Genomic DNA, 13,103 nt, shown 5'->3' on the forward strand with positions numbered 1-13,103 from the left:
CACGGGCGCGCGCCCGTGGGGGAGGAACGACCGGGGTGGGAAGCATCCAGTGCGCGGGAGCAGACGAGGTACGGCCGCCGTCGTGGCCGGTTTGATGACGATGACGGCGGGCTGCGGCCTCATGGACGAGAGCGAGAGCGCGCCGACGGCGTCCCCGGAGCCCATCGTGCCGTTCACCAGGGACACGGTGGCCGGAGAGATAGAGGCCGTCGCCCGCAACGGAGGGCTCCCTGCCGGGGACACCTCCACGGCCGGACTGCCGAAGGGCGCCTGGCACACCTGCGTCGCGCCCTGGTGGGGCGAGGCGCCGGCGGCGGGTGCCGCCGACGCCTTCGACACGGCGGTGCGCAAGCTGCGGCAGCAGGACTGGGAGATCGTCTCCAGCCACGCCGAGCAGGACGTCACCTACCGCACCCTCGCCAAGCGGGGCTGGAAGCTCTACGCCCGCCACTACACGACGAGGACCACGGGCCCCGAGCAGCTCGTGTCCCTCACCGCCGTCGAGGACGGCTGCGAGCTGCCCGAGGACATCAGGGGCGGTTACGAGGACCCGGCCTGACAGCCGGAGTCGGCGATCACGAAGTGGCCGGCCGGCGACTCCCGGAGCGTGTGGGTGACGAAGACGTTGTACAGCCCCATGTCCTGCTCCGAACCGTTCGCGTAGGTACGGCCGCCCGTGGTGTGCGCCCGGCCGGCCGTGACGTGCGCGTAGTTCGTCGCCGTGAAGCACTTCGCGGGGGCCGCACCGCCCGACGTCGTCGCGGGCACGGCGGCCGACGCCGCACCCGCCGTGCCCGACGGGCCGACGGCCGCCACCGTGTAGCGGTAGGCGGTGCCGGCGGTCAGCCCGGTGTCGGTGAAGGACGCCGACGCCGGCGTGGCCACCTTCGTGCCGTTCCGGTACACGGCGTACGAGGCGGCGCCCGAGACCGCGCTCCACGACAGCGACGCGGTGCTGTCCGTGACCCCGGTGACCGTCAGGCCCGAGGGCGCGGGCAGCCCGTCCCCGCCGCCCGGAGCGCCCTGGTCCAGTCCCCAGAACACACCCGTGTGGTACGTCGAGCAGATGGTGTTCAGGAAGTACGCGCCCGCCGCGCCGCACTGGTCGGCGCCCGAGCCGGGACCCACCGGCAGGCCGTGCCCCATGCCCGCCACCGAGAACGTCTCCACCGCGGGCTTCCCCGACGCGTCGGCGTAGACGCTCCTGGTGGTGCTGCCCGGCAGGCTCTCGGTGCCGGACGGGGTCTGGCCGATGCCCCAGACATCGGTCCACTGGTCGCGCAGCGCCGTCGCGTTGGCCGGGTAGACCGTGTAGTCCGAGGTGCCCTGCCAGATCGCGACCCGGGGCCAGGGGCCGGTCCAGCCCGGGTGGGAGGCGCGGACCTTGTCGCCCCACTGCGCGGGCGTCAGCTTCTGCGGCCCCGTCTGGCAGCCCGACGCGGCGGCCTGGCTGGTGGCGCACTGGGCGGGCAGCCCGGAGGCCACGGACCCGCCGGCGAAGACGTCCGGATAGGCGGCCAGCAGATCGGCGGTCATCCCGCCGCCTGCGGAGAGCCCGGTGACGTACACCCGGCGGCCGTCGGAGCCGTACGTCTGCTTCGCGTACTCGACCATCTGCACGATCGACGCGGCCTCGCCCTGGCCCCGGGTGCTCTCGTTCCGGTCGAACCAGCCGAAGCAGGACAGCGCGTTGTTCGCCGACGTGGTCTGCGGGAAGACGACGTCGAAGCCCCACAGATCGGCGTACTTGGGCCAGCCCGAGCCGCTGTAGTAGGCGCTGGCCGTCTGGGTGCAGCCGTGCAGCGCGACGACGAGCGGGGCACCCGCCGCCACGGTGTCGGGGGTGTAGGCGAACATCTGGAGATTGCCGGGGTTCGAGCCGAAGCCGGTGACCTGCACGAGCCCGGCCGCCGCCGGCGCCGCGGGGGCGGCGACGGCGGAGACCGGGTGGGCGGTCAGCAGGGCGAGCACACAGACGGCGGCGGAGGCGACGCGCCGGAACAGGCGTCGCGGGATCGGTGGGCGCACGGTGGGGCCTCCTCATCGGACGTGCGGATGCTGCCGGAACCTATGAGCGGGGGGCCGGGCCGCCCATGTGGCAGGCGGACACCCGCCGCGCACCGCTGTGTGCGGCGCTCCCCTTGCGCCCGCCCCGGTCCCCGGGCCCGCGCGCGGCGGCCGACGGCGCCGGGGCCGCCCCCGGCGGGGACGGGCCCGCGCCCGCCCGCCCCCGGCGCCGTGGCCCGCACCATGTACGCCGGCACCATGCGGCTGCCCCAGGGTGTGTGCACCGACCCCGTGTGATGCGGGCGGTGACGTCCTTACGGTGACGCCCATGCAGACTTCCCTGACCCCCGGGCACGACCCCCTCGCCCCCTCCGCGCTCGCCGGACGCACCGCCCTGGTCACCGGTGCGGCCAGTGGCATCGGACTGGCCTGCGCCGAGGCGCTCGCCGCCGCGGGCGCCCATGTGCACGTGGTGGACAAGACGGGCGACGCCGTCGAGAGCCTTGCGAAACGGATCGGCGGAACGGCCTGGGTCGCCGACCTCTCCGTGGCCGAGGCGGTCGACTCGCTGCCCGCCGACGCGGACATCGTGGTCAACAACGCGGGCCTCCAGCACGTGGCGCCCGTGCACGAGTTCCCGCCGGACCGCTTCGCGCTGATCCACCGCGTCATGGTGGAAGCGCCGTTCCGCATCTTGCGCCGCACGCTCCCCGGCATGTACGAACGCGGCTGGGGCCGCGTGGTCAACATCTCGTCCGTGCACGGGCTGCGCGCCAGCCCCTACAAGTCGGCCTACGTGTCGGCCAAGCACGCACTGGAGGGGCTCAGCAAAGTGGTCGCACTCGAAGCGGCGCCGCACGGCGTGACGAGCAACTGCGTCAGCCCCGGCTATGTCCGTACGCCCCTGGTCGAGGACCAGATCGCGGACCAGGCCCGCAGCCACGGCATCTCCGAGCAGGAGGTGGTGGGCCGGGTGCTGCTGGAGCGCAGCGCGCTGAAGTCGCTGATCGAGCCCGGTGACGTGGCCGGTGCCGTCCTGTGGCTGTGCGGGCCCGGCACGGCGCACATCACCGGAAGCTCCCTCACGATGGACGGCGGCTGGACCGCCAACTGACCACCGACCGCCCCTGGAAGAACGATGGCCGCCCATGTCTGAACCGTGCCCCTCCGCCGCGCCCCTCCTGGCCCGCCTCCTCGACCTGCTGGCCGACGACGCCCCCGCCGAGGAGCTGGGCGCGGTCACCTCCGAGGCCAGGGCCGCGGGCGTGCCCGCCGGCGAACTGGCCGAGGTGGAGCGGGCGACCGCGACCGCGCTGCGGATCAGGGGCGCCCTGCGCCAGCACCGGCGCAGGGAACTCCAGCTGACCGCCCTCTTCGACACGGCGGGCGACCTCGCGGCCTCCAGGGACCTGGACGACGTGCTGAAGGCGATCGTGCGGCGGGCCAGAATGCTGCTGGGCACCGACACCGCCTATCTGACGCTCCCCGACGAGGAGGCCGGGGACACCTACATGCGGGTCACCGACGGATCGGTGTCCGTGCTCTTCCAGCGGCTCCGGCTCGAACTGGGCGAAGGGCTCGGCGGACTCGTCGCGCAGACCGCCAGCCCGTACGCGACCCCCGACTACCGCACCGACGAACGCTTCCACCACACCCGCAACATCAACGCCGGTGTGCTGGACGAGGGGCTCGTCGCCATCCTGGGCGTCCCCCTGCTGCTCGGCTCCAGCCGGGGCGGGGCCGGAAAGGTCATCGGCGTCCTCTTCGCCGCCGACCGCGCCGCGCGGGTCTTCAGCCCCGACGAGGTGGCCCTGCTCTGCTCCCTCGCCGCGCACGCCGCCATCGCGATCGACACCGCCCGCGCCCTGGACGACACCCGGACCGCCCTCGCGGGACTCGCCGGTGCCAACGCCGAACTCGCCGAGGCCAACGCAGCCGTGCGCGCGCACTCGGCCGCCATGCAGCGCGCGGAGGAGGCCCACGACCGGCTCACCGACCTGGTGCTGCGCGGCGGCGACGTGAAGGACGTCGCCGTGTCCGTCGCCGGGCTGCTCGACAGCCCCCTGACCATCCACGACCCCGGCGGGCGCCCGCTGGCCGCCGTACGGCCCGACGGCTCCGCCTTCGCCGCCGACAGCATGGACGCCGGGTGGCTCGTGGGGACCGCCGAGGAGTCCCGGCACGGGGCGCGCGCGGTGCACCGCGACGGGCGGTGGATCTGCGCCGTCCTCGCCGGTCAGGAGCTCCTCGCCAGTCTCGTCCTGCACCGGCCGGACCGGCTCGACGACTCCGACCGCAGGCTCTTCGAACGCGCCGCCGTCGTCACCGGACTGCTCCTGCTGCTGCGCCGCACGGTCGCCGAGACCGAGAACCGGATACGGGGCGAGCTGATCAGCGACCTCCTCGGCGACCCGGAACGCGACCCGGCGGGGCTCGCCGAGCGGGGCCGCAGACTCGGCATCGACCTGGACCGGCCGCATCTGCTGCTGGTGGCGGAGGCGGCGGCCCGCGAGAAGCTCGGCGGCGCCGCCCTGCGCTATCTCTTCGGCGGCGACATCCACGGGGTGAGCGCCGAACACGCGGGCACCGTCGTGCTGCTGATCGACTGCGGCGCCCCGGGCCCGGCCTCCTCGGCCGGGGACGCCGCCCGCGCCGCGGCGGCGCAGCTCGGCCACCTCGTCCAGGCGCCCGTCACCGTCGCCGGTACGGGGCCGGCGCGAGGCGCCCGCGAACTGGCCGCCGCCTACACGGAGGCCGCGCGCTGTCTGCGCGCCATGCGGGTGCTGGGACGCGAGGGCGAGGGGGCGTGCGTCGACGAACTGGGCTTCCTCGGCGTCGTCCTGGGCAACGCCAAGGACGTGGACGGTTTCGTGACGGCCGCGCTGGGACCGCTGCTCCGCTACGACGAGCGGCGCGGCACCCATCTCGTACGGACCCTGCGGGCGTACTTCGGCGCGGGCGGCAGCCTGATACGGGCCAAGGACGAGCTGCACGTCCATGTCAACACCGTCGTGCAGCGGCTCGACCGCATCCAGGTGCTGCTGGGCCGCGACTGGAACGAGCCGGACCGCGCCCTCGAACTCCAGCTCGCCCTGCGCCTGCACCTGCTGGCGGGCGGCCGGGAGGGCTGAGCCCGCCGGACGCCCGCCGCCCTCAGCGTTCGTCCACGGCCGCCAGCATCGCCCGGACGACCTCGCCGGCCCCCTTCTCGCCCGTCAGCACCGTGTAGTGGTTGACGTCATCGACGCGGACCGCCCGGACCTTCGTGCCGGGCTGCCCCGCCGCCGCGAGCCGGGCGTCGTCGTACAGCCCCTGCTCCTCGTTCATCAGCCCCCGCGGCGCCCACAACAGCGTCGCCGGACCGGGGAGTTCGCGTACGGCCCCGATCACCTCCTCCTGGAAGAGGCCCACTCCGTCCGTGCGGACCGCCTCCAGCCGGCAGCCGGAGCGCAGCCGGGGTTCCTCGCCCGTCAGATCGCGCTGGATGTACGCGTCCACCTCCGGGGACCAGGCGTCGCCCCCGAACGCGGGATGGGCCTGCCAGAAGGAGCGGTAGGCGTCCCGGTCGGTGAAGGTCATCGAGAGCCGGTCCATCGCCGGGCCGATCACGGCGGTGATCAGCTCGTCGGCCGCCAGATGCGTGGGAGCGGGGAAACCGAACCCGCCGTCGACCAGCACCAGCGGGCCGAAGAGCCCCGGGCGGCGCACGGCCGCGAGCGCCGCCACGAAGGCGCCCATCGAGTGGCCCGCCAGCACCACCCGCTCCTGGCCGAGCGCCTCGGCGAGCGCGGCCGTGTCGTCGGCGTGGACACCGATGCCGTACGGGCCGGGCAGCCCCGAACTCCCGGCCCGGCCGCGCAGATCCGGGGCGACCAGGGTGACCCGGCCGTCCAGCAGCCGGGCCACCGCGCCCCAGGAGAGCGCATTGGCCGTGATGCCGTGCAGGGCGACGACCACCGGCGCGCCGGGCTCCCGGGCGGGCCAGCGCAGCGCCGCCAGCTCGCCTCCCGCGACCGGGACTCGTATCTCCTCGTACGGGTTCATCGCTTCTCCTCACGGGTGCCGCGCAGTCGGGACGGCAGCCGGGCCAGGCCGCCGGGCAGCAGGTGGACCACGGCCACGAACAGCACCCCGAGCAGGAACAGCGGCTGCGAGAGCGGGACGCGCAGCACCGCGGGCAGATCGGCCACCGCCCCCGACCCGGCGAGGTCGCCGAGCCGGTGGTCGGCCCAGGTGTAGAGGATGCCGCCGACCATCGGGCCCCAGCGGGTGCCCGATCCGCCGAGCACCACCATCACCAGCAGCGACAGGGTGAAGTCCGAGGTGGTCGTCTGGGGGGTCGAGCCGCCGGTGAGCAGCAGATGGACGAGGCCGCCGACCGCCGCCAGCGCCCCGGCGAGGACGAAGGCCGTCAGCTTGAACCCGTACGGCTTCAGGCCGAGCACCTCGACCCTGCGCTCGTTCTCCTTGATGCCCTCCCAGACCCGGCCGGTGGGGGAGCGCACCGCCCAGTGGACGACGCCGAGGGTGAGGACCAGATAGGCGAGCGCGATCCAGTACAGGTTGGCGGTGTGGTCGATGCCCACGAGCCACGAGGGCAGCAGTTCCGCGGGGGCCGCACGGCCCTCCTCGCCGCCGGTGAGGCCGCCCGGGTTGCGGGAGACCAGGATCGAGCCGGCCTGAGCGAAGGCCAGCGTCACCATGGAGAAGCCGATGCCGGTGACGCGCAGGCTCACCGAGCCGAGCACCAGGGCGAGCGCGGTGCCGAAGCACAGCCCGAGGACCGCGGCCACGGCGAAGGGCAGGCCCGCCTCCAGCAGGAGCGTGTTGGTGGCGTAGCTGCCCGCCGCGAAGTACAGGGCGTGGCCGAAGGAGAGCAGTCCCGTACGGCCCAGGAGCAGGTCGTAGCCGGTGGCCAGCGCGCCGAACAGCAGGCAGGTGGCCAGCAGTTGCAGGCTCCCCGGGCTCCCGACCGGGCCGTCGAGCAGCCCCGGAACCGGCAGCGCGCTGAACGGCGCGACGACCAGGAGCAGCAGGACGGCGGCGGGCCACCAGCGCAGCAGCCGGGGCCCGCCCGGCCCGGGCGGGGTGGTGACCGCGGTGGGTGCGGGTGTGGTGGCGGTGCTCACGCGAGCCTCCCGGTCAGTCCGCGCGGCCGGACGAGCAGCAGCGCGGCGAGCAGGACGACGACGGCCAGGTCGCCGAGGCCCGCTGCGGTGTAGTAGTTGGCGAACTGCTGGACGAGGCCGATCACGACGGCCGCCACCGCGGCGCCGGTCACCGACCCCATGCCCCCGGTGACCACGACGACGAACGCGAAGATCAGCAGCGAGGTGCCCTGCCGGGGGTCGACGGAGCCGAAGTACAGCCCGCCGAGCGCCCCGCCCAGCGCGGCGGCGCAGCCTCCGATCGCGAAGACCAGCGTGAACGCCGTGCGGACGTCGATGCCCAGCGCCGTCACCATCGCCCGGTCCTCGACCCCGGCCCGCACGACCAGGCCGTGCCGGGTCCTGCCGAGGAACACGCGCAGCGCGACGAGGACGACGGCTGCCGCCGCGATCAGCACCAGCCGGTTGACCGGCACCTGAGCGCCCAGCAGCCCGAAGGTGCCGGACAGCGCCTCGGGTCCGGGGAAGGTCCGGGCGTCCGAGCCCCAGACGCCGGACAGCAGCGCGGGCACGGCCAGCCCCACCCCGACCGTGGCGAGCACCTGCTCGCGCGGCCGGGTGTACAGGGGCCGTACGACGGCCAGTTCCAGCACCACGGCGGCCAGCGTGCCCACCGCCGTACCGAACAGGACGGCCAGAGCGAAGCCCCAGCCGCCCGGCCCGGCGCCCGGCAGATGGCCGGAGGCCGCCCACCAGGTGCCGTACGCGCCGATGGAGAGCAGCGCCCCGTGGGCGAAGTTGAGCACGTCCATCAGGCCGAAGATCAGCGAGAGCCCCGACGCGATGAGGAAGTAGAGCGCCCCCAGACCGAGTCCGGTCATGGTGAGCAGCACGATGGTGGACATCAGGAATCCGCCTCCGCGGTGTGTGGGGCGAGCGGGCCCCGGCCCACGCCGAGCAGCCTGCGGGTGGCCTCGGCGTCGCCCAGCAGCCCGGCCGCGTCGCCCTGGTGGGCCGTCCGTCCGTCGGCGAGCACCACGCAGTGCTCCGCGAGCCGGCGGACGACGGCGAGATTCTGCTCGACGAGCAGGACGGGCACCGCCTCGGCGGCGCGCTCCAGCACCTGGGCCACCTCGGTGACCACCTTGGGGGCCAGGCCCTTGGTGGGCTCGTCGGCGATGATCAGCCGGTTGCCGTTGAGCAGGGTGCGCCCGATGGCCACCATCTGCTGCTGGCCGCCGGACAGGGTCCCGGCCAACTGCCGCTCGCGGCGTTTGAGTTCGGGGAACAGCTCATGGACCAGGCCGTACGCGGGCCCCTCCGCGCCACGGCGCTCGGCCAGGCGCAGGTTCTCCGCGACGGTGAGGCCCGCGAAGATCCCCCGGTCCTCGGGGGCGTACCCGATGCCCCGGCGGACCAGGGTGTGCGTGGGCAGGCCCACGGTCTCCTCGCCGTCGAGCAGCACGCTCCCGGCGCGCGGGACGAGGCCGAGCACGCCGCGTACGGTCGTGGTCTTGCCCGCGCCGTTGCGGCCGAGGAGCGCGGTCACGCCGTGGTGGGCCACGTCGAGGTCCACGCCGTGCAGGATGTGCCGCCCGCCGATCAGGACGCGCAGGTCCCGTACGACGAGCAGGGCGGGCGCGGTCACAGCCCCTCCCCGAGATAGGCCTGCTGGACGACGGGGTCGGCGGTCACCGCGCCCGGGGTGTCCAGGGCGAGGAGACGGCCGTGGTGCATCACGGCCAGCCGGTCGGCGAGGCCCAGCAGGACGTCCATGTGGTGCTCGACCATCAGCACGGTGCGGCCCTCGTCCCGGTGCAGGGTGCGGATCAGCTCGGTCAGGGCCGGGACCTCCTCGGCGCTCACTCCGGCCATCGGCTCGTCGAGCAGCATCAGCCGGGGCTCGCCCACCAGCAGCACCGCGAGCTCCAGCTTGCGCTTCTCGCCGTGCGAGAGCTCCGCCGCACAGGTTCCGGCGCGATGTCCGAGCCCGGTGCGCTCCAGTACGCCGTCCACCTCGGCGGCGTACGGGGAAGCCCGCCGCCAGAGCCGGTGCGAGCCGCCGTGCCGCGCCTGGGCGGCCAGCCGTACGTGCTCGGCGACGGTCATCGCCGGCCAGAGGCTGGAGGTCTGGAACGTCCGGCCGATCCCGCGCCGCGCACGGGTGTGCACGGGCAGGCCGGTCAGCTCCGCGCCGTCCAGCGCGAGGGTGCCCGAGGTGGGCCGGACGATCCCGCTGATCAGATTGAACAGGGAGGTCTTGCCCGCCCCGTTGGGCCCGATGAAGGCGAGGAACTCGCCCTCGCGGACATCGACGGTGACGTCCTCGACGATGGCCGCCCCGCCGACGCGCCACCCCAGTCCGTCCAGCCGGAGCACGGGGGTGCCGGTGAGCGCCCCCTCGCCCCGTGCCGTCGTGGTGCCGGATGCGGTCATGGTTCAGCCCGCCGAGGGCTTCTCGGGCGGTGCGACCGTGTCGCCGGGCTCCGTGCTCACCAGCTCGGGCTCCGCGGTGGCGCCCGCGCCGTTGAGCTTGGCCACGAACATCGGCTGCACCAGCGCGTGGTCCCCGGCGCGGACCTGCTGCCGGCCCTTCACCCCGTCGAAGCTCCAGCCCTCCAGGGCCTTCGCCATGGCGGCGGTGTCGGTGGTACCGCCCTCCTCGACGGCCCGCACGATCATCTGCGCCGCGGTGAAGCCGTCGGTGCTGAACAGGTCGGGCGTGCCGCCCGCCTTCCCGACACCGTCGATCATGGCCTTCTCCACGGCGTTGCCGCCGCCCGCCCCGGGGAAGTAGTGGGCGAGGAAGGAGACCTTCGCGCCCGCCGCTCCGAACACCGGGTACGAGGCCGTCCCCGCCAGCCCGGTGACGACCTTGCCCGCGCTCAGCACCCCCTGCTGGTCCAGCGCGGTCCACAGGGCGGGGGCGGTCGCGCCGGCCCAGGCGACGAAGACCAGATCGGGACCGCCCGCCTTGACCTGTCGGGCGAAGGGCGTCAGGTCCGTGGCGCTCGGCGGGGCCAGCACGGAACCCACCTTCGCCCCCTCGGCGCCGAGGACCGCCTCGACGGCCGCGACGTTGGCCTGGCCGAAGGTGGAGTCCTGCGCGAGGACGGTGACCTTCTTGCCCTTCGGGTCGCCGAGCATGGTGCCCGCCGTGAGGATGTCCTGGTAGGACTGCCTGCCGGAGCGGAAGGTGTACGGGTTGATCCCGGTCACCGCGTCCGTGGCGGCCGGGCCGCTGACGTACAGCACCTTGTTCTGGGCGGCCAGCGGGGCCATCTGGAGGGCGACCCCGGAGTCGGTGGTGCCGGCCAGCACCTTGTAGCCCTTGCCGATCAGGTTCTTCGCGGCGGAGACCGCCTTGCCGGGGTCGCCCGCGTCGTCCTGCTCGGTGACCTCGACGGGGTGGCCACCCGCCTTGCCGGTGCCCTTCGTGGCGTAGTCGAGGCCGGCCATGAACCCGTCGCGGTACTGCTTCCCGTACGCGGCGAGCAGTCCCGTACGGGAGTAGACGAGGCCCACCTTCACCGCCTCGTCGCCGGCCTCGGCGGAGTCGGAGCCGCTGCCCGCCTGTCCGGCGGCGGTGCACCCGGCCAGCAGGAGGGCGGTGGCGCCGAGCGCGGTCGAGGTCAGGATTCTTCTTCGGGCGGTGCCTACGGCTCTGCGACGCATGGTGACCGGCTCCTCGGCGTGGTTCGGGTGATGTCGGCCGAACCGTACGAACACCGTGGCGCCGTCGATATGGTGCAGGAAACCCCACCTGGACGGATGCCGGTGTGGGCGCCGCACATGGGCACGCCGGGGGGTGCCCGCCGCGAGCGGGTCAGGCCTCGCCCGCGGGGAGGCGGATCAGCCCGCACACCGTCTCGATGTCCCGCTTCACCTGTGCGATCGACTCACGCCCCGACAGCCAGGTGACCAGCGCGGAGTGCCAGGTGTGCTCGATGACGCGGACCACGGACAACTGCTCCCGGGTGGGCTCCTCCACCCCCATCGCCTCCAGGACGATCGTCGTGGTCAGCCGTGACACGGCGTCCACCTCGGCGCTCACCCCCCGGTCGGCGAAGGTCAGGGCCCGCACCATGGCGTCCGCCAGATGAGGGTCGCGCTGGAGCGCCCGGAAGGCCCGCATCAGGGTCTCGGCGACCCGCTGGGCGGGGTCGTCCCCGGCGGGAGGGTTCCTGCGGAGCGTGACGTGCAGCCGCTGAAGCTGGTCGTGCATGACCGCGACCAGCAGATGGATCTTGGAGGGGAAGTAGCGGTACAGCGTGCCCAGGGCGACCCCGGCGGCTTCCGCCACCTCGCGCATCTGCACGGCCTCGAAGCCGCCCCGCCCGGCGAGCTGGACGCCGGCCTGGAGGATGCGGCGGCGGCGGGCCTCCTGGCGTTCCGTCAGGGGCTGCACCGCGGGCCTGGCTTCCGCTGTCATCTGTCCCCATTCAAGAAGGGAGAACCGGTTCCCTGTCCGGCCGGGCGCCCGGCTCAGGGCGCGCACAGCATGCCAGGGCGTCCGTCGTGGCGCGAATCACCTGATCCGGCCGTCACGCCGACGCTACCTGCCGGTAGATTCGGTCCGTGTTGAACGAACGAGTCTGAAACTTGTTCTAGATTAGCGCGACCGGTTACGCTCCGGCGAAAACGCAGTGAGAAGGGGGCCGAGTGTGACCGCTGAGGCCATAGAGACGGGCCCCTTCGCGGGCGGCAGTGCGTCGGGCACCGACGGTGACCGGCCGTTGCGCATCGCACTCCTGACCTACAAGGGCAACCCCTTCTGCGGCGGCCAGGGCGTCTACGTCCGCCACCTGGGCCGCGAGCTGGCCCGGCTGGGCCACAGCGTCGAGGTCATCGGCGCCCAGCCCTACCCGGTGCTCGACGAGGGCGTCCCGCTCACCGAGCTGCCGAGCCTGGACCTCTACCGCCAGCCCGACCCGTTCCGCACCCCGAAGCGCGGCGAGTACCGCGACTGGATCGACCTCGCCGAGGTCGCCACCATGTGGACCGGCGGCTTCCCCGAGCCCTTCACCTTCAGCATGCGGGCCCGGCGTCATCTCCTGGCCAGGCGCGGTGACTTCGACGTCGTGCACGACAACCAGACGCTCGGCTACGGCCTGCTCGGGGACCTCGGCGCGCCGCTCGTCACCACGATCCACCACCCGATCACCGTGGACCGTCAACTCGACCTGGACGCAGCGGAGTCGAGGCGCCGCCGGCTCTCCGTGCGCCGCTGGTACGGCTTCACCCGCATGCAGAGGCGCGTCGCCCGCCGGCTGCCGTCCGTCCTCACCGTCTCCGGCTCCTCGCAGCAGGAGATCACCGAGCACCTCGGGGTGCGCCGCGACCGTATCCAGGTCGTGCACATCGGGGCCGACACCGACCTCTGGTCGCCGGACCCCTCGGTCGCCGAGGTCCCCGGCCGGATAGTCACCACCTCCAGCGCGGACGTCCCGCTCAAGGGCCTCGTCCACCTGGTGGAGGCACTCGCCAAGCTCCGCACCGAGAACCCCGCCGCCCACCTCGTGGTCGTCGGCAAGCGGGCCGAGCGCGGCCCCGTCGCCCAGGCCATCGAGCGGTACGGACTCCAGGACGCCGTCGAGTTCGTCAAGGGCATCAGCGACGCCGAGCTCGTCGACCTGGTCCGCAGCGCCCAGGTCTCCTGCGTCCCCTCGCTGTACGAGGGCTTCTCGCTCCCCGCCGCCGAGGCCATGGCCACCGGGACACCGCTGGTGGCCACCACCGGCGGCGCGATCCCCGAGGTCGCGGGGCCCGACGGCGAGACCTGCCTCGCCGTGCCGCCCGGCGACGCGGGCGCCCTGGCCGCCGCCCTCGGCCGGCTCCTCGGCGACCCCGGACTCCGCGCCCGCCTCGGCGAGGCAGGCCGCGCCCGGGTACTGGCGAACTTCACCTGGGCCAGGGCGGCCCTCGGCACCGTCGAGCTCTACCGCCGGTCGATCGCCGCCCGGGCAGCCCGCAGGTGACCGCCCCCAT

At 74.0% G+C, this 13,103-nt stretch carries 12 protein-coding genes; 4 read left to right on the plus strand and 8 right to left on the minus strand.

Annotated features, from left to right (window positions below):
• Positions 1-82: 82 nt before the first annotated feature.
• Complete coding sequence (locus AMK10_RS10850) at positions 83-559, plus strand: hypothetical protein (protein WP_241839517.1); 477 nt, start codon at positions 83-85, stop codon at positions 557-559.
• Here the strand turns inward: AMK10_RS10850 and AMK10_RS10855 are convergent.
• Positions 541-2,028, minus strand: coding sequence for an extracellular catalytic domain type 1 short-chain-length polyhydroxyalkanoate depolymerase (locus AMK10_RS10855; RefSeq protein ID WP_073747387.1), 1,488 nt, complete (start codon positions 2,026-2,028; stop codon positions 541-543). The genes AMK10_RS10850 and AMK10_RS10855 overlap by 19 nt on opposite strands.
• A gap of 307 nt (positions 2,029-2,335) precedes the next feature.
• Between AMK10_RS10855 and AMK10_RS10860 the strand changes: the two genes are divergently transcribed.
• A complete protein-coding gene (locus AMK10_RS10860; RefSeq protein ID WP_073747389.1) occupies positions 2,336-3,121 on the plus strand; it encodes a 3-hydroxybutyrate dehydrogenase in 786 nt (261 codons plus the stop codon).
• A 34-nt stretch (positions 3,122-3,155) separates the two neighbouring features.
• Positions 3,156-5,138: a helix-turn-helix domain-containing protein gene (locus AMK10_RS10865; RefSeq protein WP_073747391.1), complete on the plus strand. Its 1,983-nt coding sequence runs from the start codon at positions 3,156-3,158 to the stop codon at positions 5,136-5,138.
• A 22-nt stretch (positions 5,139-5,160) separates the two neighbouring features.
• Here the strand turns inward: AMK10_RS10865 and AMK10_RS10870 are convergent, their stop codons facing one another.
• The 7 genes from AMK10_RS10870 to AMK10_RS10900 form a co-directional block, all read right to left on the minus strand.
• Positions 5,161-6,051, minus strand: a complete 891-nt coding sequence (locus AMK10_RS10870; protein ID WP_073747393.1) for an alpha/beta fold hydrolase — start codon at positions 6,049-6,051, stop codon at positions 5,161-5,163.
• Positions 6,048-7,136, minus strand: coding sequence for a branched-chain amino acid ABC transporter permease (locus tag AMK10_RS10875; RefSeq protein ID WP_073747395.1), 1,089 nt, complete (start codon positions 7,134-7,136; stop codon positions 6,048-6,050). The genes AMK10_RS10870 and AMK10_RS10875 overlap by 4 nt, the downstream gene beginning before the upstream one ends.
• Positions 7,133-8,020, minus strand: coding sequence for a branched-chain amino acid ABC transporter permease (locus tag AMK10_RS10880; RefSeq protein WP_073747397.1), 888 nt, complete (start codon positions 8,018-8,020; stop codon positions 7,133-7,135). Before AMK10_RS10880 ends, AMK10_RS10875 begins: the two co-directional genes overlap by 4 nt.
• Positions 8,020-8,763 (minus strand): ABC transporter ATP-binding protein, encoded by a 744-nt coding sequence (locus AMK10_RS10885; RefSeq protein ID WP_073747399.1) that lies wholly within the window; start codon positions 8,761-8,763, stop codon positions 8,020-8,022. The genes AMK10_RS10880 and AMK10_RS10885 overlap by 1 nt, the downstream gene beginning before the upstream one ends.
• The gene (locus AMK10_RS10890) at positions 8,760-9,551 is read right to left on the minus strand and encodes an ABC transporter ATP-binding protein (RefSeq protein ID WP_073747401.1); all 792 of its coding nucleotides are present in this window, start codon (positions 9,549-9,551) and stop codon (positions 8,760-8,762) included. The genes AMK10_RS10885 and AMK10_RS10890 overlap by 4 nt, the downstream gene beginning before the upstream one ends.
• A 3-nt stretch (positions 9,552-9,554) precedes the next feature.
• Complete coding sequence (locus AMK10_RS10895) at positions 9,555-10,790, minus strand: substrate-binding domain-containing protein (protein WP_073748027.1); 1,236 nt, start codon at positions 10,788-10,790, stop codon at positions 9,555-9,557.
• A gap of 151 nt (positions 10,791-10,941) precedes the next feature.
• Entirely contained in the window at positions 10,942-11,547 is a 606-nt protein-coding gene (locus tag AMK10_RS10900; RefSeq protein ID WP_073747403.1) for a TetR family transcriptional regulator, read from the minus strand.
• Positions 11,548-11,779: 232 nt separating this feature from the next.
• Here AMK10_RS10900 and AMK10_RS10905 point away from each other — a divergent pair, with 232 nt between their 5' ends.
• On the plus strand, positions 11,780-13,093 hold the full coding sequence (locus AMK10_RS10905; RefSeq protein WP_073747405.1) for a glycosyltransferase family 4 protein: 1,314 nt from the start codon (positions 11,780-11,782) through the stop codon (positions 13,091-13,093).
• The last annotated feature ends 10 nt before the right edge of the window (positions 13,094-13,103 follow it).

It is taken from the genome of Streptomyces sp. CB02058 (assembly GCF_001905505.1).
Classification (GTDB): Bacteria; Actinomycetota; Actinomycetes; order Streptomycetales; family Streptomycetaceae; genus Streptomyces.

Bases quoted from the DNA above. Each gene is read 5' to 3' on its own strand.
- AMK10_RS10860 (WP_073747389.1), top strand. From the start codon at position 2,336: ATGCAGACTTCCCTGACCCCCGGGCACGACCCCCTCGCCCCCTCCGCG.
- AMK10_RS10865 (WP_073747391.1), top strand. From the start codon at position 3,156: ATGTCTGAACCGTGCCCCTCCGCCGCGCCCCTCCTGGCCCGCCTCCTC.
- AMK10_RS10870 (WP_073747393.1), bottom strand. From the start codon at position 6,051: ATGAACCCGTACGAGGAGATACGAGTCCCGGTCGCGGGAGGCGAGCTG.
- AMK10_RS10880 (WP_073747397.1), bottom strand. From the start codon at position 8,020: ATGTCCACCATCGTGCTGCTCACCATGACCGGACTCGGTCTGGGGGCG.
- AMK10_RS10890 (WP_073747401.1), bottom strand. From the start codon at position 9,551: ATGACCGCATCCGGCACCACGACGGCACGGGGCGAGGGGGCGCTCACC.
- AMK10_RS10895 (WP_073748027.1), bottom strand. From the start codon at position 10,790: ATGCGTCGCAGAGCCGTAGGCACCGCCCGAAGAAGAATCCTGACCTCG.
- AMK10_RS10900 (WP_073747403.1), bottom strand. From the start codon at position 11,547: ATGACAGCGGAAGCCAGGCCCGCGGTGCAGCCCCTGACGGAACGCCAG.